This is a genomic window from Melghirimyces thermohalophilus, from assembly GCF_900102685.1.
GTDB classification, from domain to species: Bacteria; Bacillota; Bacilli; order Thermoactinomycetales; family DSM-45169; genus Melghirimyces; species Melghirimyces thermohalophilus.
Genome location: NZ_FMZA01000008.1, coordinates 1 through 24,884, shown reverse-complemented (window position 1 = coordinate 24,884; position 24,884 = coordinate 1). Strand labels below are relative to the sequence as shown.

At 52.9% G+C, this 24,884-nt stretch carries 26 protein-coding genes; 4 read left to right on the top strand and 22 right to left on the bottom strand.

The genetic code is table 11. The features are described 5' to 3' along the window. Position 1: 1 nt before the first annotated feature. The 15 genes from BLP91_RS07305 to BLP91_RS07230 all read right to left on the bottom strand — a co-directional run bounded on the left by BLP91_RS07305 (position 2) and on the right by BLP91_RS07230 (position 14,269). Positions 2-832, bottom strand: a complete 831-nt coding sequence (locus tag BLP91_RS07305; RefSeq protein ID WP_091568352.1) for a purine-nucleoside phosphorylase — start codon at positions 830-832, stop codon at positions 2-4. Between the two features lie 11 nt (positions 833-843). Next, positions 844-2,028 (bottom strand): phosphopentomutase, encoded by a 1,185-nt coding sequence (gene deoB, locus BLP91_RS07300; protein WP_091568349.1) that lies wholly within the window; start codon positions 2,026-2,028, stop codon positions 844-846. Positions 2,029-2,092: 64 nt separating this feature from the next. Then, a complete protein-coding gene (locus tag BLP91_RS07295) occupies positions 2,093-2,335 on the bottom strand; it encodes a DUF4227 family protein (protein WP_091568346.1) in 243 nt (80 codons plus the stop codon). A gap of 83 nt (positions 2,336-2,418) precedes the next feature. After that, the gene (ald, locus tag BLP91_RS07290; protein ID WP_091568344.1) at positions 2,419-3,534 is read right to left on the bottom strand and encodes an alanine dehydrogenase; all 1,116 of its coding nucleotides are present in this window, start codon (positions 3,532-3,534) and stop codon (positions 2,419-2,421) included. Positions 3,535-3,629: 95 nt separating this feature from the next. After that, positions 3,630-4,109 (bottom strand): ferric iron uptake transcriptional regulator, encoded by a 480-nt coding sequence (gene fur, locus BLP91_RS07285; protein WP_091568341.1) that lies wholly within the window; start codon positions 4,107-4,109, stop codon positions 3,630-3,632. Between the two features lie 129 nt (positions 4,110-4,238). Further along, entirely contained in the window at positions 4,239-4,874 is a 636-nt protein-coding gene (gene spoIIM, locus BLP91_RS07280) for a stage II sporulation protein M (RefSeq protein WP_091568338.1), read from the bottom strand. 281 nt (positions 4,875-5,155) lie between these two features. Beyond that, positions 5,156-6,334 (bottom strand): endonuclease Q family protein, encoded by a 1,179-nt coding sequence (locus BLP91_RS07275; protein ID WP_091568336.1) that lies wholly within the window; start codon positions 6,332-6,334, stop codon positions 5,156-5,158. Further along, positions 6,331-6,891: an NUDIX hydrolase gene (locus tag BLP91_RS07270; protein WP_091568333.1), complete on the bottom strand. Its 561-nt coding sequence runs from the start codon at positions 6,889-6,891 to the stop codon at positions 6,331-6,333. Before BLP91_RS07270 ends, BLP91_RS07275 begins: the two co-directional genes overlap by 4 nt. Positions 6,892-6,941: 50 nt before the next feature. Then, positions 6,942-8,090 carry a DUF3866 family protein gene (locus BLP91_RS07265; RefSeq protein WP_091569357.1) on the bottom strand — a complete coding sequence of 383 codons (1,149 nt, stop codon included), beginning with the start codon at positions 8,088-8,090 and terminating at the stop codon, positions 6,942-6,944. A 70-nt stretch (positions 8,091-8,160) separates the two neighbouring features. Continuing rightward, positions 8,161-8,694, bottom strand: a complete 534-nt coding sequence (locus tag BLP91_RS07260; protein ID WP_245662199.1) for a GNAT family N-acetyltransferase — start codon at positions 8,692-8,694, stop codon at positions 8,161-8,163. A 75-nt stretch (positions 8,695-8,769) separates the two neighbouring features. Further along, complete coding sequence (locus BLP91_RS07255; protein ID WP_091568328.1) at positions 8,770-9,888, bottom strand: M20/M25/M40 family metallo-hydrolase; 1,119 nt, start codon at positions 9,886-9,888, stop codon at positions 8,770-8,772. A gap of 322 nt (positions 9,889-10,210) precedes the next feature. Beyond that, on the bottom strand, positions 10,211-11,740 hold the full coding sequence (locus BLP91_RS07245) for an acyl-CoA carboxylase subunit beta (RefSeq protein WP_091568323.1): 1,530 nt from the start codon (positions 11,738-11,740) through the stop codon (positions 10,211-10,213). A gap of 34 nt (positions 11,741-11,774) precedes the next feature. After that, the gene (gene mce / locus BLP91_RS07240) at positions 11,775-12,200 is read right to left on the bottom strand and encodes a methylmalonyl-CoA epimerase (protein ID WP_425412193.1); all 426 of its coding nucleotides are present in this window, start codon (positions 12,198-12,200) and stop codon (positions 11,775-11,777) included. Then, positions 12,197-12,607, bottom strand: coding sequence for a cobalamin B12-binding domain-containing protein (locus BLP91_RS07235; protein WP_091568320.1), 411 nt, complete (start codon positions 12,605-12,607; stop codon positions 12,197-12,199). Before BLP91_RS07235 ends, mce begins: the two co-directional genes overlap by 4 nt. Before the next feature lie 12 nt (positions 12,608-12,619). Continuing rightward, positions 12,620-14,269: an acyl-CoA mutase large subunit family protein gene (locus BLP91_RS07230; RefSeq protein ID WP_091568318.1), complete on the bottom strand. Its 1,650-nt coding sequence runs from the start codon at positions 14,267-14,269 to the stop codon at positions 12,620-12,622. Positions 14,270-14,427: 158 nt separating this feature from the next. Between BLP91_RS07230 and prli42 the strand changes: the two genes are divergently transcribed. Further along, complete coding sequence (gene prli42, locus BLP91_RS16735; protein WP_176757890.1) at positions 14,428-14,523, top strand: stressosome-associated protein Prli42; 96 nt, start codon at positions 14,428-14,430, stop codon at positions 14,521-14,523. 160 nt (positions 14,524-14,683) lie between these two features. Further along, complete coding sequence (locus tag BLP91_RS16730) at positions 14,684-14,854, top strand: hypothetical protein (protein WP_176757889.1); 171 nt, start codon at positions 14,684-14,686, stop codon at positions 14,852-14,854. A 270-nt stretch (positions 14,855-15,124) separates the two neighbouring features. Here the strand turns inward: BLP91_RS16730 and BLP91_RS07225 are convergent, their stop codons facing one another. The 7 genes from BLP91_RS07225 to BLP91_RS07195 all read right to left on the bottom strand — a co-directional run bounded on the left by BLP91_RS07225 (position 15,125) and on the right by BLP91_RS07195 (position 24,114). Beyond that, positions 15,125-15,598 (bottom strand): CarD family transcriptional regulator, encoded by a 474-nt coding sequence (locus BLP91_RS07225; RefSeq protein WP_245662198.1) that lies wholly within the window; start codon positions 15,596-15,598, stop codon positions 15,125-15,127. Between the two features lie 174 nt (positions 15,599-15,772). After that, positions 15,773-17,032, bottom strand: coding sequence for a dihydrolipoamide acetyltransferase family protein (locus tag BLP91_RS07220; protein WP_091568311.1), 1,260 nt, complete (start codon positions 17,030-17,032; stop codon positions 15,773-15,775). 36 nt (positions 17,033-17,068) lie between these two features. Beyond that, the gene (locus BLP91_RS07215; RefSeq protein WP_091568308.1) at positions 17,069-18,052 is read right to left on the bottom strand and encodes an alpha-ketoacid dehydrogenase subunit beta; all 984 of its coding nucleotides are present in this window, start codon (positions 18,050-18,052) and stop codon (positions 17,069-17,071) included. An 11-nt stretch (positions 18,053-18,063) separates the two neighbouring features. Then, positions 18,064-19,056 carry a thiamine pyrophosphate-dependent dehydrogenase E1 component subunit alpha gene (locus BLP91_RS07210; RefSeq protein WP_091568305.1) on the bottom strand — a complete coding sequence of 331 codons (993 nt, stop codon included), beginning with the start codon at positions 19,054-19,056 and terminating at the stop codon, positions 18,064-18,066. A gap of 58 nt (positions 19,057-19,114) precedes the next feature. Continuing rightward, on the bottom strand, positions 19,115-20,539 hold the full coding sequence (gene lpdA, locus BLP91_RS07205; RefSeq protein WP_091568303.1) for a dihydrolipoyl dehydrogenase: 1,425 nt from the start codon (positions 20,537-20,539) through the stop codon (positions 19,115-19,117). 173 nt (positions 20,540-20,712) lie between these two features. Continuing rightward, positions 20,713-21,813: a Leu/Phe/Val dehydrogenase gene (locus tag BLP91_RS07200; RefSeq protein ID WP_091568300.1), complete on the bottom strand. Its 1,101-nt coding sequence runs from the start codon at positions 21,811-21,813 to the stop codon at positions 20,713-20,715. Positions 21,814-22,056: 243 nt separating this feature from the next. After that, positions 22,057-24,114, bottom strand: coding sequence for a sigma-54 interaction domain-containing protein (locus BLP91_RS07195; protein WP_091568298.1), 2,058 nt, complete (start codon positions 24,112-24,114; stop codon positions 22,057-22,059). 110 nt (positions 24,115-24,224) lie between these two features. Between BLP91_RS07195 and BLP91_RS07190 the strand changes: the two genes are divergently transcribed. Both BLP91_RS07190 and BLP91_RS07185 read left to right on the top strand, forming a co-directional pair. Beyond that, positions 24,225-24,506, top strand: coding sequence for a DUF2627 family protein (locus BLP91_RS07190; protein WP_091568296.1), 282 nt, complete (start codon positions 24,225-24,227; stop codon positions 24,504-24,506). 139 nt (positions 24,507-24,645) lie between these two features. Continuing rightward, positions 24,646-24,884, top strand: a 239-nt coding sequence (locus BLP91_RS07185) for a transposase (protein WP_143003494.1), incomplete at its 3' end; no start/stop codon positions are given.

Sequence of the window (24,884 nt, the reverse complement as noted above, 5' to 3'; positions counted from 1 at the left end):
TTTAAAGGGAGCGAATATCCCCCACAATCCCTTTCACCAGTTGGATAAATCGGGGTTTTACCCGTTCAGCAGTCTCCACCACTTCGTCATGGCTGAGCGGTTGAGGCAAGATCCCCGCCGCCATATTGGAAATGCAGGAGATGCCCAAAACTCGGATCCCTGCATGTCGAGCAACCAACACCTCTGGAACCGTAGACATGCCGACAGCATCAGCCCCCATGCGCCGCAACATCCGAATTTCCGCCGGAGTCTCGTAGGACGGACCCGTCATCCCCGCATAAACCCCTTCCTTGAGCGGAATGTCTAGGGCTTCTGCCACTCGGTTGGCCAAGCGGCGGTAAACTGGATTGTAAGCTTCAGACATATCAGGGAAACGCTCTCCCCATTCCTGGTAATTGGGCCCGATCAACGGATTGGTAAACATCAGGTTGAGGTGATCGCGAATCAGCATCAGATCGCCCGCTTTAAAATGCGTGTTGATCCCTCCGGCAGCGTTGGTTACCAGCAAGGTTTCCACACCGAGCGCTTTCATGACGCGGACAGGAAAGGTGACCTCTTTCATCGAATACCCTTCGTAAAAATGAAAGCGTCCCTGCATCGCTACCACCGGTTGCGACTCCAGATCACCGATCACCAGTTGACCTGCGTGCCCCTGAACAGTGGAAACCGGAAAATGGGGAATCTCTCCGTAGGGAATGGTTACCGGGTTCGCAATTTCCTCAGCCAACACCCCCAGACCGGAACCCAACACCAGTCCGATCTTGGGGGTCTGTTTCATTTTTTTACGGATCGCTTCGGCTGCTCGCTCGGTTTGTTCAATCGGTGATTCCATGTCGGTCCCCCTCATTTCCTTCGTAATTCGGACAAAAAGCTGTTCCCATGATTTGGCGCTGTCACATTGAAGTTGTCGGCCACCGTCGCACCCACATCGGAAAAGGTGTCCCGCACACCGAGGGAAATACCCTCGTCGCTCAAAGCAGGACTGTAAACCAACAAGGGGACGTACTCACGGGTGTGATCGGTACCGGTGTGTGTAGGGTCATTTCCGTGATCCGCGGTGATGATCAACAGATCCCGCGAATCAAGCGCATCCAGGATTTCGGGAATTCTGCGGTCAAAGGCTTCCAGCGCTTGGCCATAGCCCTCCGGATCTCGGCGGTGACCGTATTTGGAATCAAAATCGACCAGGTTGACGAAGGCCAACCCGTGGAAGTTGCCCTTTAAGACCTCCAATAAACGGTCCACGCCCTCCATATTGTTTTCGGTCTTATAGGAGCGGGTCACCCCTTCACCAGCATAAATATCGGAAATTTTTCCGATAGCGATGGAATCCAGCCCCCCTGCTTGCAGGGCGTTCATCACCGTCGGCTCCGGCGGTTTGACGGAATAATCCCGCCGATTGCCTGTCCGTGTAAAGTTCCCCGGTTCTCCGACAAAGGGACGGGCGATCACTCGAACCACGGCATACCGATCATCCAGGGTCAGCTCCCGGGCCACTTCGCAGATATGATAGAGCTCCTCCAGGGGGACCACCTCTTCGTGAGCGGCAATCTGAAACACACTATCAGCGGAGGTGTAAACGATTACATTCCCCGTCTCCATGTGCTCTTTCCCCAGCTCTTCAATGATGGCGGTCCCCGAAGCGGGCTTATTTCCCAGCACCTTGCGAGAAATTCGTTCTTCAAAGGCGTGGATCAACGCAGCGGGAAAGCCTTCCGGGTACGTCTTGAAGGGCTTGGACGTATGGATCCCCATCAACTCCCAATGGCCGGTTGTCGTATCCTTCCCGGCGGAGACCTCCATCATCTTACCGTAATGGGCTTTGGGATGATCCGCCGGCTCGACCCCGGGGACCGGTTCGATATTGGACAAGCCCAGCCGGGCTAAATGCGGCACGTTCAGCCCCCTCGTCTCGGCAATGTGTCCTAAGGTGTGGACCCCTCGGTCACCAAACTGTTCAGCATCAGGCAACGCACCGATCCCCACACTATCCAATACAATTAACGCAATCCGATCAAATCGCTTCAACCCCCATCACCTCACATCGTCGTCTCCAACAAAAAAGCCCACAAGAGAGCGGGAACAAGGTAAACTACTCACCCAGCCAATAAAACAGGAGGAGGCGCTGCTTGATATCGGTCAGTCCCCCTCCCGCTCCCGCATCTCCATGGGAAGCGAACACTTTGACCGCCGGTCCCTTTGGCTCACCATATCGGTGGACCGGCTCCAGCCAATGGGACACCCAGGCAATCAATTGATATAAAACCAGCGTCAGGATCACAAACTTCGTCAGGAACTTGGCCCAACCCGCCATGCGACGGAGTGAAAAAATCATATAAAACCTCCTGTTCCTGTCTGCTTGTGATCATTGTATGGTACAACCTGCATCCATATGTTGAGGCGTTAACCTTGGAACGGTTACCCCAGTATATCGTTAAGGGATTTGTACTGCAGGTTGAGGTCTTCGGCGACCGCCTTATAGGTCACGTGTCCATCCATCACATTTACCCCGCGTGCCAAGGCTGGGTCGTTTTTCACCGCTTCCTCCAACCCTTTAGCGATTTTCAGGGCATAAGGAATAGTTACATTGGTAAGAGCATAGGTGGAAGTGCGTGCAACCGCTCCAGGGATATTGGCCACAGCATAATGAACCACTCCGTGCTTGACGTAGGTCGGATTGCTGTGAGTCGTCACATGATCACTCGTCTCGATCGCCCCTCCCTGGTCGATGGCTACATCCACAATCACGGAACCTTCCGGCATCGTCTTTACCATTTCTTCCGTCACCAACTTGGGAGCACGGCTTCCCGGAATGAGTACAGCACCGATCACCAGATCCGCTTTTTTCACAGCTTGTCCGATATTGTATGGGTTGGACATCAAGGTTTTAACTTGGCCGCGGAAAATGTCCTCCAATTCACGCATCCGTCCCGCATTCACATCGAGGATGGTCACATTGGCTCCCAGTCCCAATGCCATTTTGGCTGCGTTGGTGCCGACAACTCCACCACCGATAATAACGACTTCCCCAGGAAGAACGCCTGGAACACCGCCTAACAGGACACCTCTGCCGCCGTTGTGATTTTCCAGGAACTGAGCTCCCAGCTGAACGGACATCCTCCCCGCCACTTCAGACATCGGGGTGAGCAACGGCAGGGAACCATCCTCGGCCTGGATGGTTTCATAAGCGATCGCTGTCACCTTTTTATCCATCAATGCCCGCGTCAATTCCGGTTCCGGCGCTAGATGCAGATAGGTAAACAAGATCAGTCCCTCACGAAAATACTCGTATTCCGAGGGCTGGGGTTCCTTTACCTTAAGGATCATCTCCGACGAATCCCACACCTCTTTAGCTGAATCAATGATCTTGGCGCCATGTTCGGAAAATGCCTCGTCAGGAAATCCGCTTCCTTGGCCGGCTCCTTTTTCAATCCGCACTTCATGCCCCGCCCCGACCAATGCATCGACACCTGCAGGGGAAATGGCAATCCGATTTTCATTGTTTTTAATCTCTTTGGGAACACCGATAATCATGTTAGCACTCCTCCTTTTTCATTCTATATAATACCACTTAACAACCTATCTTCATACTGGCCTGGAGCAATAAAAAAACGCGAGACCTTTCGGACTCACGTCACTTTGGATCCAATCAATTTTTCGGGATCTTTTACTTGGTCCTTACACCGGTGACAGATCCCGTGAAAGGTCAACCGGTGGTCAATGATCCGAAAATCAAATTCCTTTTCTACCCGTCGCTCAATCGGTCCCAACCAATCGTCGATTATCTCATCCACAGCTCCGCAGTTTAAACAGATCAAGTGATGATGATGGTGTTCCGCCCCTTCAGCGCGAAACTCGTATCGGGTCACCCCGTCGCCAAAGTTCAATTTGTGGATGATCGAAAGGTCGCTCAGGAGCTCCAACGTGCGGTAAACCGTAGCCAGACCGATCTCCGGTGCTTTTTCCTTCACCAACAGGTAGACATCTTCCGCGCTCAGATGATCCTCTTCGTTCTCAAGCAAGACGCGGACGGTCGCTTCCCGTTGGGGGGTTAGTTTGTAGTTATGGGTAGACAATTGTTGCTTGATCTGTTTTACTCTTTCTTCCATCGCCACTCCCCCCTGCGCTCCTTTTTTCATTATATGGGAGGCCATACGTGCAGTCAATCCTATTTATAAACAATATCATATAATAAACGTTATAAAAAGATCCGACTTCGGGGAGAGGCCTTCGCGAGATCAGACTTGCGGGATAACCATACGCATCAAAACCGGGGAGAGATAGGCTTCAAACAGCGAAGCAAATACCATGATACAAGCCATAGCCGTAACCAGAATCGAATAGGATAAAAATTGTGGATAAATGGTTCCTCGGCGTTGAATCAACCGATTTTTAACCAACAGGATCGAGAAGGCGATCCCGCTGACCGCCACGATGATCAAGGACGGAACCAGCAGCAGATTGTGAGGCACCACGGCCAAAAAGGAGAACCACAGCCCTTCCCAAGAAAGTTGATTGACCAAAAAACCGACCGTAAAACCGATCACTAACCCTTTAAAAAAAATCAGCACGAAGATAAAAGGCATGCCGACCACGGATACTCCCAACAACCACATCAATCCGAGGGTTTTAATATGACTGCCGAGAGAGTGTTGAAAGGCAATTTTAGGATCGGCGATCGCCTTTTGGTCTAACCCCTGAAAAAAATGACCGAGATAGTTGAGCAGATTTTCCTTCTGCACCGAAGACAGCGCATTGACAATCACCGCGCCAAAAATCACCCCCATCATAAACAAAACTCCGACGAAAAGATAGAGAGACAGTTGATTTTCCACATGAACCCGCAGTGCTTGCCGGAGCGTTTTCTTCTTCAACAAAACCCCCCCTTGTCCACTTAATCTATCTTTATGAGGGGCATCCGGAAGATATACTAGAAACGTTGTGTAACTAAAACTCCCCGCTGGAAAAGACCTGGTATCACTGTGGCGGCACGCATATACGGGTGCGATACTTTCCTTTCGCATGTTCGTTCTGTTGGTGTTTACCCTTTTGATCGTGCGGCTCGGAGCACATCCTGAGCCTAAGCCTTTCAAACCGTTTCCAATCGGTTGCCGCCACAAAAAAGCACCCCGTGCAGGGTGCTTGGTATTTTGATTTACCTGGTTTTCCGTGTCTTAACCCGTCCGTAGGTACCCCCGCCGCCCTCTTCGATTTCCAGACGTTGTTCCCGGGCCAATCGGATATGGTGGGCGATGCCTTCCCCGGCCAGTTCGGAGATGGCGGAGAGGGGAGCCCGGTGGAGAATCTCCATCTCCGTACCAAACCGCCCCAACAGACATTCCAGGGTTTTCGGCCCCAGTTTAGGGATGAACTCCAGCGGCACTTGGTAGACATAGGGAGGACGATGCGCCGGATGGCGGGATGGCTGATCGGCGATCTGTTCGATCCGGTCCATCACACCGCGCACCACTTTGGTGCTTCCGCAGAAACGGCATCGAATCTCAGCGGAAGGGAGCAGCTCTTCACAATTTAAACAACGGGTGCGATGGTACTTGCCCAATTTAGGGCTCAATCCGTAATTTGCCGTCACCTGTCGGCCTTCTTGCCGATGCAAGGCTTTAACCAGTTCCTCAAACGAGGGTTCCGCCACCATCAGTTCATTGTACTCCCGGGCGATTTTGGGCAAAGAGTGGGCATCGGAATTGGTCAAAAAGGAGAATCGCTCCAATTCGGAGATCTGATCCGCCATCTCCGAATCGGCGGACAACCCCAATTCCACCGCCGACAGCCGCTCCAGGTTCAAGATGTCGGACATGCGATCCGCCGCCGTCCCATAAATGCTCTTAAAGGGGGTAAACACGTGGGCAGGGATGAGGATCCCTCCCAACTCCGCCACCTTATCCTCCAAGGCGGGGATGGGACCGTGGAACCGCTGCGTGGACAGCTGCATGTTTTTCACATAACGGGCCATCCATCCGCTGAACCTCCGCATCACATCTAAGGTGGGAAAATAGGCCAGCAGATGGGCAACCCCTTTACCATCCCCTCTGACTTCGATTTCCGTACCGGGAATCACTGTCGTCTCTCGAAACCGGAAACCGCCCTGGGAAAGTTCCACATACCGCCCCCGATCCAGGTTGCGAGCGATCTCATCCTGAACCGGAGGCGAATGGGCGTCGATGATCCCGATGAGATCGATCCCCTTCCGGTCCGAGGCCTCCTGAAGGATATTGTCAAAGGTGAGCTGACGGGCGCCCGTAATTTTAACCGGCAGACCGCTTTCGGTTCGCCCGATATGGATATGGAGATCGGCGAACACCTGCTTTAGGGTCATTTTCCGCCGAGCTCCCAATTTTTCCAGATATAGAGGGCGGTTATCGTTTTGGCATCACAAATTTCCCCAGCCTCCATCCGCGCGAAGGCTTCCTCCAGGCTTAGCTCCACCGGCTCCACAAATTCATCGTTGTCGGGCTGCAAGTCTCCCTTCCCCAATCCATGGGCTTTGTAGATATGGAGTAATTCATCGGCAAAACCCGGTGATGTGTACATGGACACCACATGGAATAATCGTTCTACCCGATAACCGGTCTCTTCCTCCATCTCCCGGATCGCACATGCTGCTGGATCCTCCCCCGGCTCCAACTTACCGGCAGGCAGTTCTAGGGTTTCCTGTTCCAGGGGCTTCCGATATTGACGAACAAAGATCATTTTATGTTCTTCTGTGAGCGCCATGACCGAGACTGCTCCGGGATGCTTCACCAACTCCCTGGTGGACGTGCTGCCGTTGGGCAGTTCCACCTCATCCAATTGGACGCGAAAGACGCGCCCTTCAAATATATGATGGCTGCGAAGCGTTTTTTCCTCGAGACGGTTTGACTGGTTCTCCAACATGATTCCTCCTCTTGTTTACCCGCCTCCTATTATACAATTGAACGCAAGGGCTACACACCTGTGCGGGTTAGACGGGCCACGGCCTCATCGGCTGTCCGGCCGGCTCGGATTCCCTCCCACAACGCAAAGGCGACCCGGGCCGATCCAGCCACCGTACGGTAATAAAGAGGATCCTCCCTGATGCCCTTTCCCATACTTCGGAGAGTTTCCGGATAGAATTCCAACCAATCGGTCATCTCATCCACGGTAACGGTGACCGGAATCCAGGAGTGGTTGACCCGGCTGTTTTCCTTCACCTCCACCAGCTGCCTGTAAACCGGACTGGGCAGTGAGCGCGGTACAGGTAATACCGCCGGCGCCAGGGCGACCGATGTGAGATTGGTGATGGTATGATGGCTCAATCCCTGATGACGCTGACGGGGATCCTTCCCCTGAATGCGGGGAATCGCTACCCCTACCCCGTTCAGACTGTGAACGGCGTTGACCGCTTGCCCCTGTTCCACCCCGGAAAAACCGTAGGGGGTCCCGGTTCCAGCTATGCCTGGACCCATGGAAACAAAGATCAAGTCTGCTTTTAGGGCATAGCGTGCCAACAGCAGGCCGGAATACAAGTTGACCGCTTCCAAATCGCCGCCGAAGGCGTGACCGCAGGTGACTGTTCCCTTCAGCCATCCGAGGGCTTTCAACTGTCTCAGGTGGCGGCTGAAAGGGGCTGGAAGCGCTCCTCCGTCGGTCATCACATAGACGGCGCGAACCGGATCCCCTTGGGACAAATGGTGCCAGACGGTTGCTGCTACCGGCAGCATGCTGTGAAGCTCTCCAATCAGAACCGGCGTCCCCTCCAGAGAGCGCGCCCTTTGCATTTGTTCATGCCATACACTTCCCTGTTCTTCTCCGGTAGCGACAGCCACCTGCCACGGCGTATAACGCAGTTTCATCAGGTGTCCTTCTACCGGGATCGGTTCCGGTTTTCGTCCGATCAACCCGGCGACAAAATGAACGCCGCCGGTTCCCAGCCCGAGACGAACCGCCGTCGTATTCAGCCACACCGAATCCCCCGGCCGGCAACGGCCAAACAGCGGAGGATAGTGCACCGCCCGTTCTTCTCTCGTATCCCCTTCCCTACGGATGGCCAGCCATTGAATTCCCTCCCCTTCCTCCAACACCTGGAGCACCGTACCCCGTTTCCACTCAATCACCGCCACTCCCCCTTTCTCCTCTCGGAAAGGGGGTATGCCGGTGGAGAGATAAATATGCTCGCTAAAAACTTTAGAGGAAGCGGCCCATCTGAATCAGATCCGTGTAGCTCCCATCTTCCCGTCGCACCTGTTTCAACAGGCGCCCCTCTTCGCTAAAACCCACCTTCCGGTACAACCGGATCGCCCTGTGGTTGGCTGCCAGTACCTCCAGACAAAGTTTTTCAAGCTCAGGGTGGAGGGCTGCCCAGTTGATCAACTGATTGAATAAGAGACTCCCGACACCCTGTCCTCTCCAATCCTTCCGTACGCTCATTCCAAAGGTGCCGGTGTGACGAAGGCGCTTCTTTTTCCCTCCGTGAACATCCAGCATCCCAATGATCTCCCCTCCAACATCGGCCACGAGGATCAAACTGTTCGATTCCCCAGCCATGTAACGGATCCATGTTTTCTCTTCCTCCAGGGTAATTTGAAATTCATCGATCGCCGTCAATTGAAAGCGGCCTTCGGCCGTCAGCTCCAACAACGGTGCGGCATCTTTTTCCTCGGCACTGCGGATGGTGACGATGGAACGGTTTGCCAAGGAGACAGTGTAAGAATCGATCACAGCCAATATACACACCTCCTAAATAAAAAACCCACGGGATCTCGTCTAGGTCCGTGGGTTTGATGCGTCTATCGATTACTTTTGGCTCTCCTCGATCAGGGCAATCACCAATTCCGCCGCTTTGTTCAGCTCTTCAATCGGCATCCGCTCCTGGGTGGTGTGGATCTCCTCATAACCGATCCCCAGGTTGACGGTGGGAATGCCGTGACCGGCGATCACATTGGCATCGCTGCCGCCACCGCTGGCCAGCAAATTCGGTGTGCGGCCCACTTTTTTCACCGCGGCTAACGCCGTTTGTACAACCGCATCGGATTCACCGTATTTGTAGGAGGGATACATCGTGGTCACTTCCACTTCCGCCGTAGCCCCCAGCTCCTGGGCCGCTTCTTTAAAACCTTGGACCATTTTGTCCACCTGGGCTTTCAATTTCGCCTCATCCCGGCTGCGGGCTTCCGCTAAGATCTCAACCACTTGGGGGATCACATTGGAGGCGGAGCCACCCTGAAATTTCCCGATGTTGGCGGTGGTCTCTTCATCGATCCGACCCAGAGGCATCTTGGAGATGGCCCGGCTGGCCACCTGGATAGCGCTGATGCCGTCTTCCGGGTTCACACCCGCGTGGGCCGCTTTCCCTTCGATGCGCACATCCAGCCTTACCTGGGAAGGGGCTTCGGTAATGATATCCCCTACCGGGCCATTGGAATCGAGGGCAAAGCCGAAATCCGCTTTCAGCACTTCGGGATCGAGGGACTTGGATCCAACCAAGCCCGACTCCTCACCAGCTGTAATGATCAGCTGGATCGGTCCATGGGGCATCCCTTTTTCCCTGAGGGATCGAATCCCTTCCAGCAGGGCAGCCAAACCGGCTTTGTCATCGGCGCCCAGTACCGTCGTTCCGTCGGTCACTACCCAACCATCTTCCACCCGAGGGCGAACCCCGTTGCCCGGAGCCACTGTATCCATGTGACTGGTGAAGTAGATGGTGGGCGCCTCGGGCTTCGTTCCTTCCAAATAAGCGATCAGATTGCCCGCTTGATGGCCCGTTGTTTCGGCCGTTTGATCTTCCGTCACCTGAAAACCGAGGTCGACCAATTTTTTTGTCAACAGATCACAGATGTTCCGTTCTTCCCCAGTTGGACTATCTGTCTTAACCAACTCCAGAAATTCATCCAACAGCCGTTTTTTATCGATCATCACCATTCCTCCAGCGGTTACAAGTTCCTGAGCGGTCTGGGGAGGTCCTCATCATGGTCATCCGGTCATTCCAGCATGGTCGATCCGTTTCCTGCAAATTGCCGATTAAGTACCTCCTGCCAGCTTCCCGCCAAGGGGAACGGTCCTGAGGGCCCCGGATAAAGCGGGCTTGGCACGCCCGCAGCATCCGCAATTTGCACTGTGGTTTCAACACCATCGCTTGTGGAAGCCGTCCTGACACCCTGTGAGGGGGACGCTCCCGCCGTAAACCCTGAATCCATTGAACCATGATCGGACGCGTTTTGTCCATCTGCGCCCCTCCCTACAGCGGAATGTTCCCGTGTTTTTTTGAGGGACGGTGTTCCCGCTTTCCTTTTAACATCTCCAGGGATTGTTTCAATTTGAGCCTCGTCTCCCGCGGATCGATCACGTCATCCACCATCCCTTTGGAAGCCGCCACATAGGGATTGGCAAACTTCTCCCGATACTCCTCGATTTTTTCCGTCCGGGTTGCCTGGGGATCGGGGCTGTTAGCGATCTCCCGGCTATAAATGATATTGGCCGCCCCTTCCGGCCCCATCACTGCCACCTCGGCTCCCGGCCACGCATACACCATGTCGGCTCCGATCGCTTTACTGTTCAGGGCCACGTATGCGCCTCCGTATGCTTTGCGGGTGATGACCGAGATTTTGGGAACCGTCGCCTCGGAATAAGCATACAAGATTTTCGCTCCATGACGGATAATCCCTCGGTGTTCCTGATTGACCCCCGGGAAAAACCCGGTCACATCTACAAAGGTGATCAGCGGAATATTAAAACTGTCACAAAACCGAATAAAACGGCTCAATTTATCGGAGGAATCGATGTCCAATCCCCCAGCCATCACCTTCGGCTGATTGGCGGCTACTCCCACGGTCTGGCCGTCAATCCGGCCGAAACCGACGACGATATTTTTGGCAAAGTTCTGCTGGACCTCCATAAAGTCACCACGATCGACGACGCGTTCAATCACCTGCCGCACGTCATATACCTTGGTTCCCTCCGCGGGAACTACTTCGATCATATCATCCACCCAACCATCGTCAGCTTTTTCATAGACGCGCGGCGGATCTTCCACGTTATTTTGCGGCAGAAAACTAAGCAGCCGCCGCACCTCATCCAGCACTTCCGGTTCCGATGGGGAGGTAAAGTGGGCATTGCCGCTGACGCTGGAGTGGACCCCAGCCCCGCCGAGATCCTCTGTGGAGATCTGTTCCCCGGTAACCGTTTTAATCACCTTGGGACCGGTGATAAACATCTGGCTGGTCTTTTCCACCATAAATACAAAGTCGGTAATCGCCGGCGAATAAACGGCACCGCCGGCACAGGGGCCCATGATCACAGAGATCTGCGGGATCACACCGGAATAGATGGAATTTCGATAAAAAATGTGGCCATACCCGTCAAGGGAGATCACTCCCTCTTGAATCCTCGCCCCGCCGGAGTCATTGAGACCGATGATCGGCGCGCCGTTTTTGGCCGCAAGATCCATCAGGCGTGCAATTTTCAGCGCATGCATTTCACCCAGCGCACCACCAAACACCGTGAAGTCCTGGGCGAACACATACACCGCCCGGCCGTGGATTTTGCCGTATCCCGTCACCACCCCTTCCCCAGGGGCCTCGCCAAAATCCGCCGCCGTATTTTCCACAAAGGGATTGAGCTCCACAAAGGTATCCTCATCCAACAGGAGGTCAATCCGCTCCCTGGCAGTCAGTTTGCCCTTATCGTGCTGTGAACGTATTTTCTTATCACCGCCGCCCAGTTCCACCCGACGGCGACGATCAGCCAGCTCATCGATTTTTTTGTACATGATGATGAAGCCCTCCGTACAAACCTATTTTGGATCATTTGAATTGAGGTTCAACTAGTTCATACAGGACACCCAGGGTGGATTTCGGATGAATAAAAGCCACCTTCGCCCCATTGGCGCCTGACTTCGGTTTTTGGTTGATCAGACGAATCCCGGCCTTGGACAGTTGTTGCAGTTCATTTTCGATCCCCTCTACCTTAAGGGCCACGTGATGAATCCCTTCACCCTTCTTTTCGATAAACCGGGCGATGGGACTGTTGGAGGACAAGGGTTCCAACAGCTCCACCTTCACTTCACCCAAGCGGAAAAAGGCGACGCGTACCTGTTCGCTGTCCACCTCCTCCTGCCCTAGATACGCCAATCCCAACAGGTCCCGATAAAAAGGAATCGCTTGATCTAAACTGGCTACGGCGATACCCAAATGATCGATGCGCTGAGGCGTGATCACACCCTCGCTCATTTAGCACCCTTCCTTTCTTTCACCGCCGAGCGAATAAAATCCGCCGTTTCCTGGGTGGAGGTGCCAGAGGTAAAAATCTTATGAATCCCTTGCTCCTTGAGATAAGAAAAATCCGTCTGTGGAATCACACCGCCGCCAACTACGACCACATCTTCCGCTCCTTCTTCTTTTAACAAGCGGGTAACCTGGGGAAAAAGTTCATTATGTGCACCAGACAGGCAGGAAAGTCCGATCACATCCACATCTTCTTGGATTGCTGTCGCTACGATCTGTGCGGGTGTCTGCCTCAGTCCCGTATAGATCACTTCCATCCCTTCATCCCGCAAGGCCTGTGCGATAATCAAGGCCCCCCGATCATGCCCGTCGAGTCCAGGTTTTGCCACCAGTACACGGATGGGTCGGTCCATACCATTCACTCCTTATACGCTGGGTTGATATTCTCCAAAAACATCCCGCAAGGCATGACAGATTTCGCCAACAGTGGCATAAGACCGAACAGCATCCAGGATCAGGGGCATCAAATTGGCTTTTCCTTCCGCTCCCCGCTTCAGCGCTGCCAGCCGCCGCTTTACCTCCTCACCGTTCCGCTTTTCTCTAAGCGCTTGCAAACGGTTCACCTGCTCCCGGGAGAGCTGCGGATCTACCTGATACAATTCTGGCTGCTGCTCATTTTCCAAACGGAAGCGGTTGACCCCGACGAGTACTTCTTCTCCTGACTCAATCTTCCGTTGGGTTTCCAGGGCGGCCCGGTGTATCTCCCGTTGCATATAACCTTGCTCCACAGCTGACACTGCTCCGCCCATCTCTTCGATCCGATCGATATAGTTGAGCGCTTGTTGTTCAATCTCATCAGTCAAGGCCTCCACATACCAGGATCCCCCCAAAGGATCAACAGTATGGGTGACACCGCTTTCATAGGCGATAATCTGTTGCGTACGTAGTGCCACCCGAGCCGACTCCTCCGTCGGCAAAGCCAGGGCTTCATCCCGCGCATTGGTATGCAAGCTTTGCGTTCCCCCCAGCACTGCCGACAACGCCTGCAAGGTCACCCGGACCACATTATTTTCCGGTTGTTGAGCGGTCAGTGTGGAGCCGCCGGTCTGGGTGTGGAAACGAAGCTGTAATGAGCGGGGATTTTCTGCACCAAACCGTTCCTTCATGATCTTGGCCCACAGCCGGCGAGCCGCTCGAAATTTGGCCACCTCTTCAAAAAAATGATTGTGAGCGTTAAAGAAAAAGGAGAGCCGAGGGGCAAACTGATCCACTTCCAACCCCGCTTCAATGGCGGCTTTGACATAAGCGATGCCGTCGGCCAGAGTAAAGGCGACTTCCTGCACGGCGGTGGAGCCAGCTTCCCGGATATGATAGCCGCTGATGCTGATCGTGTTCCACTTGGGCACCCGCTCAGCACAATAGGCAAAAATGTCGGTGATCAGCCGCATCGACGACTGAGGTGGGAAAATATAAGTTCCACGTGCGATATACTCCTTCAGGATATCATTTTGAATCGTTCCAGTTAACTGATCCGCCGGCACCCCCTGCTTCTCCCCTACCGCGATATACATTGCCAGCAGGACCGAGGCGGGGGCGTTAATAGTCATCGAGGTACTGACACGATCCAGGGGAATCCCGTCCAACAGCCGCTCCATATCGGCTAGGGAATCGATTGCCACCCCCACTTTCCCCACTTCGCCCGCCGCCATCGGATCGTCGGAGTCATATCCGATCTGGGTCGGGAGATCAAAGGCGACGGAAAGGCCGGTCTGCCCCTGGTCCAGCAGATAACGAAACCGTTTATTTGTCTCCGTAGCCGATCCAAAACCCGCATATTGCCGCATGGTCCAGTTACGGGAACGATACATGGTGGGACGGATGCCCCGGGTATAGGGGTATTGCCCGGGAAATCCGATTTTTTCCACATCATCCTCACTCTGCGATGTGTAAAGCCGGTCAACCTCAATCCCAGACAGCGTTTCAAACCGCTCCCGCTGTTCCGGATATTTCTTGAGAAGCTGCCGCGTGTTCTCTTCCCATTCTCGGTACATCTCGTCAAAGGTTTTCACTGTCATTCGGTCTCCCTCCTGTCCGGTCCAACTCAAAGTAAACGCTGTCACTTCTTAATATAACAAAAATAATAAGATTTTGCGGGCTTCTCCCTTCTAAGAAGAGTAAATATGGACAACCCATATCGATCTTGGATAAAATAACGAACTAGAGGTGAACGATGATGCAGCCAACTTGGATTCGAATGATCGTCTATGTCATTATTATTGCGATGGTTGTAACCACGTTGATCACCGGTACGCTGATCACCTTCTTTTAAAAGCAGATAGTACCGGTACGCCGAAGAGACTTGCCGATCCACAGGGTCGGAAGTATACTGAATAAGGAGAACGGATACCCTATACGGGGAAAACTATCCTTTGTTCCCTCGGGAAAATCGCAATTATAAAGTAGAATGTGAAAGCGGGTGAAAGTTCAAAATGTATATGACGGTTATTCTGATTTTCATCAGCATACTCGCTGTCATGGGCACCCTGAAAAACCGGCGGACAGGGAACAAACCGGGCTTTTTGATCGGCGGTCTGTTCACTGTAGCCACTATCGGCATCACCCTGCTGGCAGTTTATGATGAAATCGTAGGAATTCAGTGAACCAAGCCAAAAAGAGCGGCTGACCGTGTAAGGTCAGCCGCTCTTTTTGGCGAGGAAGAGACTCCTTTCCCCGCCTGCCGGCATCCATTGAGACAATGACCCCCGGTACTTCCTCAAATTCGTGGTCATCCATCCTCCGAGCATTAATGATCGCCCGTGCCAGTACCTCTCATCATCAAATCACCTTCGCATAATAAAAAGCCGGCCCTAGCGGGCTTCGTTTCACCTCGTCTATATAAACTTGACGGACAACACAGAATGCTCTCAACTTTACCCTTGAAGAACAACATCCTGGAACAAATCAGCGGCCTGTTCCTGTTCGATCCCCTTCACCAGCGCCAGTTCACTGATCAAAATCTTCGTTGCGTCATCCAACATTTTTTTCTCGCCGGTTCCCAGCGATCGGCTCTTACTGATACGAGTTAGATCCCGAATGACTTCTGTTTCTTGATAAAGATCTCCCGATTTCATTTTATCCATATTGATCCGATAACGTTGGTTCCAGGGAATCGTTAGATCGGATTCTCCTTCGTAAAGGTGCTGCAAAGCCGACTCCATAGTCGCTACGTCCACAACTTTACGAATGCCCCGCTTTTCCATTTGGTTGACCGGAATCATCATGTTCATCTCTCCGAGGAGCATGTTTAAAACGCAGTACAGTTGTTCCTCGCCTAGCACCTCTTTTTCCTCAATATCTTTGATCACCCCCGCACCGAACAGCGGATACATAATTTTATCCCCCACCTGGAACAAAAGATTCCACCCCCATCCAAGATCCTATCTCAAGGATATCATAAGACAGAGGATTTGTTAATTAAAATTTAATATTATACCACGGTAAACCTTTTGACATCAATCATTTGTTTTTGGTTAACATAAAAAAGATACCGCTTTCATCCGAGCGGTATCTTTTCGCCTTTAGATTTGCGTGTCGGGTCCGTAAGCTTCCACCCGCTCCTTCACTCGATTGAGGAATCGACCTGCGATCAGACCGTCTAAAATACGATGGTCCAGTGAGAGACAGAGATTGACGAGATCCCGAACAGCGATCATGTCATCTTTGATCACCGGCTGCTTCACAATCGATTCTACTGAGATGATCGCGGCTTGGGGGTGATTGATAATCGGTTGGGAAGCGACAGAGCCGAAGGAACCGGTATTATTTACGGTAAAGGTTCCACCGGAAAGATCATCCATCGTCAGCTTTCCGGCCCGGGTCTTTTCCGCCAAGTGATGGACCGCCTTGGCCAACCCCAGGATACTTTTCTCGTCAGCGTCTTTAATCACCGGTACGTAGAGAGCATCCTCGGTGGCGACAGCGATGGAGATATTGATTCGCTTTTTCAAAATGATCCGGTCCCCACCCCAGACGGAATTGAGCCGGGGAAACTCTTTCAAGGAATCGACTACCGCTTTTATAAAAAAGGGCATGTAGGTGAGAGGGATACCTTCCCTCTTCTTAAAGTCGTCTTTCAGCTTATTTCTCAGCTTCACCAATCCGGTCACATCCGCCTGCAACATGGTCCAGGCGTGGGGGGCTTCCTGTTTGCTAGTCACCATCCGCTGGGCGATCGTTTTGCGCACACGGGTTAAAGGAATCTCCTCATCCCCCGATTCCTCCTCGGGAGCTGGGGTCGACGGCTGCTGTTCGGCTCCCTTGGATTCCGCTTTTCCAGTCACGGTCATAGGAATCGGAGCCTCTGTCTTTTCTTTTCCAGAATCGATCAACTCTTGAATATCCTTGCGGGTAATGCGGCCGCCACGCCCGCTTCCTTCCACCTGTTCCAGGTCGATGTTGTGTTCCTGGGCCAATCGCAGCACCGCCGGGGAGTAGCGGTGTTTCATGGAACCGGTCGCTGGCTTCGGACTCTCCGCCTTTACCTGTACCTTTTCAGCTTTCTGCGACTCCTTGTTTTCGTCTACAGCATCAACGCCCTCACTCACCTCCTCCACTCGGCAAATCACATGGCCGACTTCCACTGTTTCTCCTTCCCCCGTTACAATCTCTGCCAAGGTCCCACTGATCGTAGCGGGAACTTCCGCGTTCACTTTGTCGGTGGCCACTTCACATAGCGGCTCATATTTGGAAATCGAATCTCCCGGCTGCTTCAACCAACGGCTAATGGTCCCTTCCGTGACACTTTCTCCCAATTGAGGCATCGTGATATCTATCGCCATCATAACCCTCCTCGCTGATCCGGACGGATCCATCTTTTAAAACTCCGCCAGTTCACGGATGGCATGGGTGACTTTTTCCTGATTCAACATAAACTCTTTTTCCAAGGGCGGACTGTAGGGCATAGCCGGAACATCGGGACCGGCCAGCCGCCGGATGGGGGCATCCAGTTCAAAGAAGGCTTCTTCCGCAATGAGCGCAGACACTTCCCCTCCAAAACCGCCGGTCAGGTTATCCTCGTGAATAATCATCACTTTCCCTGTCTTGGCTACCGCTTGGAGCACCGCTTCCTTATCCAATGGAATCAATGTCCGCAAATCGAGAACGTGGACGCTGATCCCTTCTTTCTGCAATTCTTCCGCCGCCTGTAAGGCGAAGTGCAGGGTCAATCCGTAGGAGATCACCGTCACATCGGTCCCCTCCCGTTTCACCTCAGCCTGACCGATGGGAAGGGTGTAATCTTCCTCCGGCACCTCTCCTTTAATCAGACGGTAACAACGTTTATGTTCAAAAAAGAGAACCGGGTCTTCATCCTGTATCGCACTTTTCAAAAGCCCTTTCACATCATAAGGAGTCGACGGAGTAACAATTTTTAGCCCTGGGATCCCGGTAAACAGTTTTTCCACACTCTGTGAGTGGTACAGCCCTCCGTGAACCCCGCCTCCATATGGGGCACGGATCACCAAGGGACAGTGCCAGCTGTTGTTGGAGCGATATCGCATCTTGGCTGCTTCGCTGATGATCTGATTGACCGCCGGCATGATAAAATCGGCAAACTGCATTTCCGCCACCGGTCGCATCCCATAGACAGATGCCCCGATCGAGACACCAGCGATAGCCGATTCCGTCAGGGGGGTATCCAACACCCGTTCAGGGCCAAATTCATCGATCAAACCGTGGGTCGCCCGAAACACCCCTCCGCGAACGCCCACATCCTCGCCCAGCACAAACACGCGCGGGTTTTTCTGCATCTCTTCTCGCAATGCCAGGGTTACCGCATCAATATAAGATAATATCGGCATGATTTTCCCTCCTATTCCCTGTAAACATGGGTGTAGGTTTGTTCCGGATCCGGATAGGCGGCCTGTTCGGCGTATTCCGTCGCCTCATCCACCTCCCGGGCGATTTCCCTGTTGACGGCATTTTCTCTCTCTTCATCGAGAAGGCCGGCGCCATAAAGGTAATTTTTAAACTGATTGAGGGAATCTTTTTTCTTGGCATCCTCCACCTCTTCCGCCTTGCGGTAAGTACGGTCGTCGTCATCGCTGGAGTGGGGAGCCAGCCGATAGGATGTCGCTTCGATCAGAGTGGGCCCTTCTCCCCGCCGGGCTCGGTCGGCGGCTGTTTTCACTGCTTCGAACACCTGAAGGGGGTCATTGCCGTCCACCTGGACGCCAGGCATACCGTAACCCTGGGCCCTGGCGGCCACACTTCCCCCCGCCAGCTGTTTTTCCACCGGCACCGAAATGGCGTATTGATTGTTTTCGCACATAAAAATCACCGGGAGGTTGTGCACCCCAGCAAAATTTAAACCTTCATGGAAATCACCTTGATTGCTGGAGCCTTCTCCAAAAGTGGTCAGCGTCACAAAATCCTTTTTTTCCATCTTGCCCGCCAAAGCCACCCCGACGGCATGCAACAACTGGGTGGTCACCGGGCTGGAACCGGAGACGATGCGGAAACGGGCATCTCCGTAATGTCCCGGCATCTGCCGTCCCCCGCTGTTGGGATCCTCCGCTTTGGCGAAGGCGGAGAGCATCTGATCGCGGGCGGTTTGGCCGAACACCAGCATCATTCCGAGGTCGCGATAATAAGGGCAAAGCCAGTCCTTTTCCCGATCCAGCGCAAAAGCAGCGCCCACCTGGATCGCTTCCTGTCCTTGACAGGAGATGACGAAGGGAATCTTCCCCGCACGATTCAACAGCCACATCCGCTCATCGATTTTTCGTGCCAGCAACATGGTTCGGTACATTTGGAGCACCTGATCATCCGTCAAACCCAACTCTCTATGTCGCTCATTACCCATGGAGAACCCTCCAATCTTTTTCGGATAGATCCGAATGTTTTGCGCGCTCGGATCCGCCTCAGGCGTGTACAGGCAAACCTTCCAGACCCATTGCCACTTCTCCGTACACTTCCGACAAGGTAGGATGGGGGTGAATCGCTTGGGTGATCTCCCACGGGGTGGCATCCAGCACCTTGGCCAACCCCGCCTCGGAGATCAACTCTGTCGCATGAGGCCCGATGATATGGACCCCCAAGAGATCATCGGTCTGTTTGTCAGCGATTAATTTGATAAACCCGTCCCCCTCTCCGGCCACTAGGGATTTTCCCGCGCCCCGGAAGGGAAAACGGCCCACCTTCACCTCATAACCTCTCTGCTTGGCCTCCTTCTCCGACAGTCCGAGACTGCCGATCTCCGGCCGTGTATATGTACAGCGAGGCACCTGTTCCGGCTCCAGGGGGTGTGGATTTTTCCCTGCGATGTGGTCGACGGCCACCATTCCCTCGTGGGAGGCGACGTGGGCCAATTGATAATTTCCCGTCACATCACCTATCGCATAGATATGGGATTCATTCGTCTGCATAAAGGAATTGACGGAGATAAAACCCCGATCCAAGCGGATCGACGTGTTTTGCAGTCCGATATCCTCGGTGTTGGGCTGTCTGCCCACGGCGACCAGCATTTTTTCTGCGTCCAGGGACCGCTGACGTCCCCCTTGATCCACCTGAAAAGCGACGCGGCCGTTTTCGACAGAGACCAATTCCGGTATCAATCGGGCTTCGGTCAAAACCTCAACGTTCCGCTTTTTAAGCAGTCGGGTCATTTCCTTGTTCACATCCGGATCTTCCTGGGGCAGAATCCGATCCATCGCTTCCACCACCGTAACCTCTACCCCGAAATCATTCAGCATCGATGCCCATTCGAGTCCGATGACACCTCCCCCTAAAATCACCATCGACTCGGGAAGTTGTTCCATCTCCAACACATGATCGGAGTGGAGAATATACTCCCCATCTATCGTTAATCCCGGCAGCGACCGAGGTCGGGATCCGGTTGCGATAATAATGTTTTGGGGGACCAACATCTCCGCTTCGCTCTCCTCCGCCTTTTCTACCGAGATCGTCCCCGGCTGCGGAGAGAAGATGGATGGACCCAGAATGCGCCCGGTCCCTTTCACCACCCTCACCCCGTTTTTTTTGAGGAGATGCTGAACCCCTTGGTGCAGTTGCTCACGAATGCGGTTTTTCCGTTTCTGAACCCCTTCCATGTCCAGCCGAACCCCTTCCGCTCGAATCCCGAAATCTTCGCTCTGTTTCATTTGGTGGAAAAGTTCGGCACTTCGAAGGAGCGACTTGGAGGGGATACATCCTTTGTGAAGACAAACTCCCCCCACTTTTTCTTTCTCCACCACCACCGTTTTTAAGCCCAGCTGGGATGCACGAATAGCGGCCACATAACCACCTGGCCCGGCACCCAGGATCACTAGATCCACATTTTCCGCCACCGGTACTCACTCCTTTTCCCAATCAAATGAATTTTGTCTCTAACCTCTGTCCCATGGCATCACACAGGTTCATCAGGATGAACCTTCCCCTGCGTCCATGCCAAAATTGATTCATAGTATTTCCAGAAAAGGAAAACGGATTCTATCGCAGGCAGGTTTCTATACCGTTCTCTTTAGCGTTGGGTGCGGTTCAGAAGATTTCTTTCGTTGAGGAGGAAATTGCTGCGAGCGTGGCGAATTGAATGAATTCGCTCTTCCGCCATCCGATCCGCTGCCTGGTTGCTGGGAATGCCGTCCCGTTTTGAGATTTCGAAAACCCGGAGAATGGTGTGATAAATCGTTTCTACCTTTTTCATCGCCCGTTCCCGGTTATAACCCAAGAGCTCATCCGCCACATTGATCAGACCCCCGGCGTTAATGACATAATCGGGGGCATATACGATTCCCTTTTCGTGGAGAATCTTTCCGTGTTCTTCCGCCTTCAGCTGGTTGTTGGCGGAACCGGCGATCACCTGACACTTCAGACGGTTAATCGTATCGTCATTGATAATAGCCCCCAAGGCACAGGGAGAAAAGATGTCGCAGTCCACATCATAAATCCCATCCGGATCGACGGTTTCCGCCTCAAAATCCTGAACTGCCCGTTCCATGTTCTCCTTATTGATATCCGTGACGATCAACCGGACCCCTTCGTCGTGTAAATATTTGCAGAGATGATAAGCCACACTGCCTACCCCTTGCACAGCCACCGTCTTGCCCTCGAGGGAATCGTCACCAAAAGCCTCTTTGGCTGATGCTTTCATCCCTTGGTAAACACCGAAGGCCGTTACCGGGGAGGGGTTACCGCTGGAGCCAAAGGCCGGGGAGACACCGGTGACAAACCGGGTCTCTTCGTGAATCAGATCCATATCCTCCACCGTGGTGCCCACATCCTCGGCTGTGATATAGCGGCCGTTCAATCCCTCAATATACCGGCCAAAGGCACGAAACATGGCTTCGTTTTTATCTTTTTTCGGATCGCCGATAATCACCGCTTTCCCTCCGCCGAGGTTTAACCCGGAAGCAGCCGCTTTATAAGTCATCCCCCGGGCTAAGCGCAACGCATCCACGATCGCATCCTCTTCCGAATCATAGGTCCAGAACCGAGTTCCGCCCAGGGCGGGGCCCAAAGTGGTGTCGTGAATGGCGATGATCGCTTTCAGTCCCGACTTTTCGTCATGACAAAACACCAACTGCTCGTAATCATATTTCCCGAGATAATCAAAGACCTTCATGACGCCTCTCCTCCTTAGGTAAATAAGGACCACCGGATCTACCCAGGTCCGTACAGACGCTGTCCATCAATAACCGAAGTATTCTTGGATCAATATCTATTTTTCTCTAGTCAGTAGGCCCTCATACAATATTCGCAAGATCCGTGCCAAAACAAAATAAGAAATCAACGGGGATAAACCGCTGATTTCTGCAATTTTTTGCAGATGTATGCTCTTTTTTTCCTGCAATTTTTTGCACGTTCTTTACGAGTCGATGCCATGCCGCTTCAATTTATAATACAGATTGCGCACGGAAATTCCCAAACGGCGGGCTGTTTCTGTTTTGTTTCCGCCAGCCTCCTCGAAGACACGCCGAATATGCGCCCGTTCCGCCCGGGAAACGACCTCCGCCAGTTTTTCCGATCCATGGGAAACGATTCCGTCTCGCTCCGCTTCCGACCGGTGTGGAGCCGCATGTTCCAACATCAGGTGTTCCTTTTTGATTTCCTGTTGATGGTAAGGCATATGAATCATCGCACGGCCCAACACATTTTCCAGCTCGCGCACATTCCCCGGCCAGGAATAGGATTCCAATACCCTTAAGGCCTCGGGGTCGATCCCGGTGACATGGCGTCCGTATTCCTGGTTAAATTTTTTCACCAGATGCAGCGAGAGATCTTCCAGATCTTCAATCCGATGACGAAGCGGGGGAATATAGATAGGCAATACATTGAGCCGGTAATACAGGTCTTCCCGAAACCGCTTCTCCCGGATCGCCTGTTCCAGATCCACGTGGGTGGCAGCGATCACCCTCACGTCCACGGGAATGGCTTTGGTCCCCCCTACCCGGGTTACTTCCTTTTCCTGGAGGACTCGTAGAAATTTAGCCTGCGTAGAAGGGGAAAGCTCTCCGATTTCGTCGAGGAATACCGTCCCTCCGTTGGCTTCTTCAAATAACCCTTTTTTACCGCCACGACGGGCTCCTGTAAATGCACCTTCTGTATAGCCAAACAATTCGCTCTCCAGTAACGATTCCGGGATGGATGCGCAATTGACCCGAACAAACTGTTTGTATTTCCGGGTACTGGCATTGTGAATCGCGTGAGCAAACAGCTCTTTTCCGGTACCCGACTCCCCACGGAGAAGGATGGTGGCCCGGGTGCGAGCCCCTTGACGCGCTTCCCTCAATGCGGTTTTCATGGCGTCGCTTCTGACGATAATGTCATCGAAGGTGTATTTGGCCTCCAATTTGCGAATGATGCTCCGGGCTCGTTCCAACTCCCGGTACAGCTCCTTGATCTCTGACATATCTTGAATGATGGCGACACTCCCTTTCAGCTCGCCATCGACGGTGATCGGTGCCGCATTCACCACCACATCTTTCCGGGCCGGACCCACCTTCATCGGCACCCCTCGCACCGCCTCGCCGGTTTTCAGCACCTTCATATGCATGCTTTCCCCTTCTGAGATGTCGGTCTCCGCCGGTTTTCCGATTACATCGGCCGGAGTGAGACCCGTCAGGCGCGTGTAAGCCGGGTTGATCAAGACGCCTCGCCCCTCCGTATCCACTACGGAAATCGCGTCATCGGAAGAATCGATAATAGCGGAAAGCTGACTTTTCATACTCTTTAAATCCGTCACTTGCCGAGCAAGAGCGGTCACTTCTGTAATATCCCGGAAAACGGATACAGCTCCGATCACGTTTCCGCTGCGGTCGGTCACCGGTTTTCGATTGGCGACCACCTGATTTCCCTCGGCCAGTGTCAAGGAACGATTGAGATCGGGACGTCCCGTTTTTAACACCTGATCCAAACCCGCATGGGGTAACACTTGTTCCAGGAGCTCCCCCATCACCCGTTCCCCATTGACACCGCTCAATCGTTCCGCCGCCCGATTGAATAATGTGATCCGTCCCTCTCGATTCACGGCGATCATCCCATCATGGGTGGAATTGACGATGGCATCCAACTCCCGCTGCCGAAGCCGCCACGCCTCAAACCATTGTTCTTTCTCGTCGATCAACTGCATGATCAAATTGGCCACTTCTCCGGAAACCACCAGTGTCCCTCTTTCTTTAATCTCACAGAGGTGCCGATACACTTTTGAGTTTCCGGTCACTTCTAAAATCACATCGGGCCGCTCCCTTAAAAAGGGACGGACCGTTATCCCTGTAGGGATATCATGGCGGGCTGCTTCCCGGACCGCAGGTGCTTCCCTGTTAACATCGACCACGCCGATCACCTTTACGCGATCCATTTGCAGTAGGGTTTTCAACAGGGCAGTACCACCCTTTCCCCCTCCCACAATCAGAAACCTCTTCATAGCTGCCCCCCTCCGTTTCCAATCTACAGTTTTATTCTAACATAAGGGCAGGGCATGGTATCTTTCAGGGTTTTGCGGTACCATGGAAAACAGACAAGGGGGTGGGGGTTGTGATCTATCAACGGCTCTTAGCCATTCTGCTGTTGTGCATCCCAGGTGCCGCTGGAATTTACGGATGGAAACTGATGAAAAACGCCATTTTTGACACATTGGCAGGCGAAAGCTTCAACTGGCTGGTCTTCGTCGGCGGGTTGATCCTGTTTTGTGGCGGCCTGTTTTTCCTGGGTGGGTTTCTCTTTTATCGGGACGCCAAGAACAATGATGTTCAGCCGATGCTCCTTCCCAAAAAGAGAAAGCAACAGGTGAAAGCCTCCGGAAAAGGAACCCGGTAATATAAACAAGAAAAACGGTTTCCCTCTGATGGGAAACCGTTTTTCTACAGGCTGTCGAGAAAGTCTCGACAGCCTATTTTTTTGCCGAATCCTTTTCACTGCTTCCCACCGTTTATTAGGTTGAAGAAGAATGGGAGGGATGGGTGTGTTACGTTCCAATAAAGAGAAACAACATGAGCTGGAGTTTGTCTGTATTGAAGAATTAGTTCCGGAAGATCACTTGCTCCGCAAAGTGGACAAGCATATCGACTTTTCTTTTATCACGGACAAGGTGCGGCCTTTGTATTGTGAGAACAATGGAAGGCCCTCCATTGATCCGGTCGTTCTCTTTAAAATGATGTTTATCGGGTATTTGTTCGGGATTCGTTCTGAACGTCA

Excerpts from the sequence above, each read along its gene's own strand:
- BLP91_RS07200 (WP_091568300.1), bottom strand. The coding sequence starts at position 21,813 with ATGAAGGTCTTTGATTATCTCGGGAAATATGATTACGAGCAGTTGGTG.
- BLP91_RS16730 (WP_176757889.1), top strand. The coding sequence starts at position 14,684 with ATGTATATGACGGTTATTCTGATTTTCATCAGCATACTCGCTGTCATG.
- fur (WP_091568341.1), bottom strand. The coding sequence starts at position 4,109 with ATGGAAGAAAGAGTAAAACAGATCAAGCAACAATTGTCTACCCATAAC.
- BLP91_RS07305 (WP_091568352.1), bottom strand. The coding sequence starts at position 832 with ATGGAATCACCGATTGAACAAACCGAGCGAGCAGCCGAAGCGATCCGT.
- BLP91_RS07275 (WP_091568336.1), bottom strand. The coding sequence starts at position 6,334 with ATGACCCTAAAGCAGGTGTTCGCCGATCTCCATATCCATATCGGGCGA.
- ald (WP_091568344.1), bottom strand. The coding sequence starts at position 3,534 with ATGATTATCGGTGTTCCCAAAGAGATTAAAAACAATGAAAATCGGATT.
- BLP91_RS07255 (WP_091568328.1), bottom strand. The coding sequence starts at position 9,888 with ATGATCGATAAAAAACGGCTGTTGGATGAATTTCTGGAGTTGGTTAAG.
- BLP91_RS07235 (WP_091568320.1), bottom strand. The coding sequence starts at position 12,607 with ATGGACCGACCCATCCGTGTACTGGTGGCAAAACCTGGACTCGACGGG.
- BLP91_RS07295 (WP_091568346.1), bottom strand. The coding sequence starts at position 2,335 with ATGATTTTTTCACTCCGTCGCATGGCGGGTTGGGCCAAGTTCCTGACG.
- mce (WP_425412193.1), bottom strand. The coding sequence starts at position 12,200 with ATGAGCGAGGGTGTGATCACGCCTCAGCGCATCGATCATTTGGGTATC.
- BLP91_RS07245 (WP_091568323.1), bottom strand. The coding sequence starts at position 11,740 with ATGTACAAAAAAATCGATGAGCTGGCTGATCGTCGCCGTCGGGTGGAA.
- BLP91_RS07220 (WP_091568311.1), bottom strand. The coding sequence starts at position 17,032 with ATGGCGATAGATATCACGATGCCTCAATTGGGAGAAAGTGTCACGGAA.
- prli42 (WP_176757890.1), top strand. The coding sequence starts at position 14,428 with ATGCAGCCAACTTGGATTCGAATGATCGTCTATGTCATTATTATTGCG.
- BLP91_RS07270 (WP_091568333.1), bottom strand. The coding sequence starts at position 6,891 with ATGTTGGAGAACCAGTCAAACCGTCTCGAGGAAAAAACGCTTCGCAGC.
- BLP91_RS07195 (WP_091568298.1), bottom strand. The coding sequence starts at position 24,114 with ATGAAGAGGTTTCTGATTGTGGGAGGGGGAAAGGGTGGTACTGCCCTG.
- BLP91_RS07210 (WP_091568305.1), bottom strand. The coding sequence starts at position 19,056 with ATGGGTAATGAGCGACATAGAGAGTTGGGTTTGACGGATGATCAGGTG.
- BLP91_RS07215 (WP_091568308.1), bottom strand. The coding sequence starts at position 18,052 with ATGCCGATATTATCTTATATTGATGCGGTAACCCTGGCATTGCGAGAA.
- BLP91_RS07230 (WP_091568318.1), bottom strand. The coding sequence starts at position 14,269 with ATGACAGTGAAAACCTTTGACGAGATGTACCGAGAATGGGAAGAGAAC.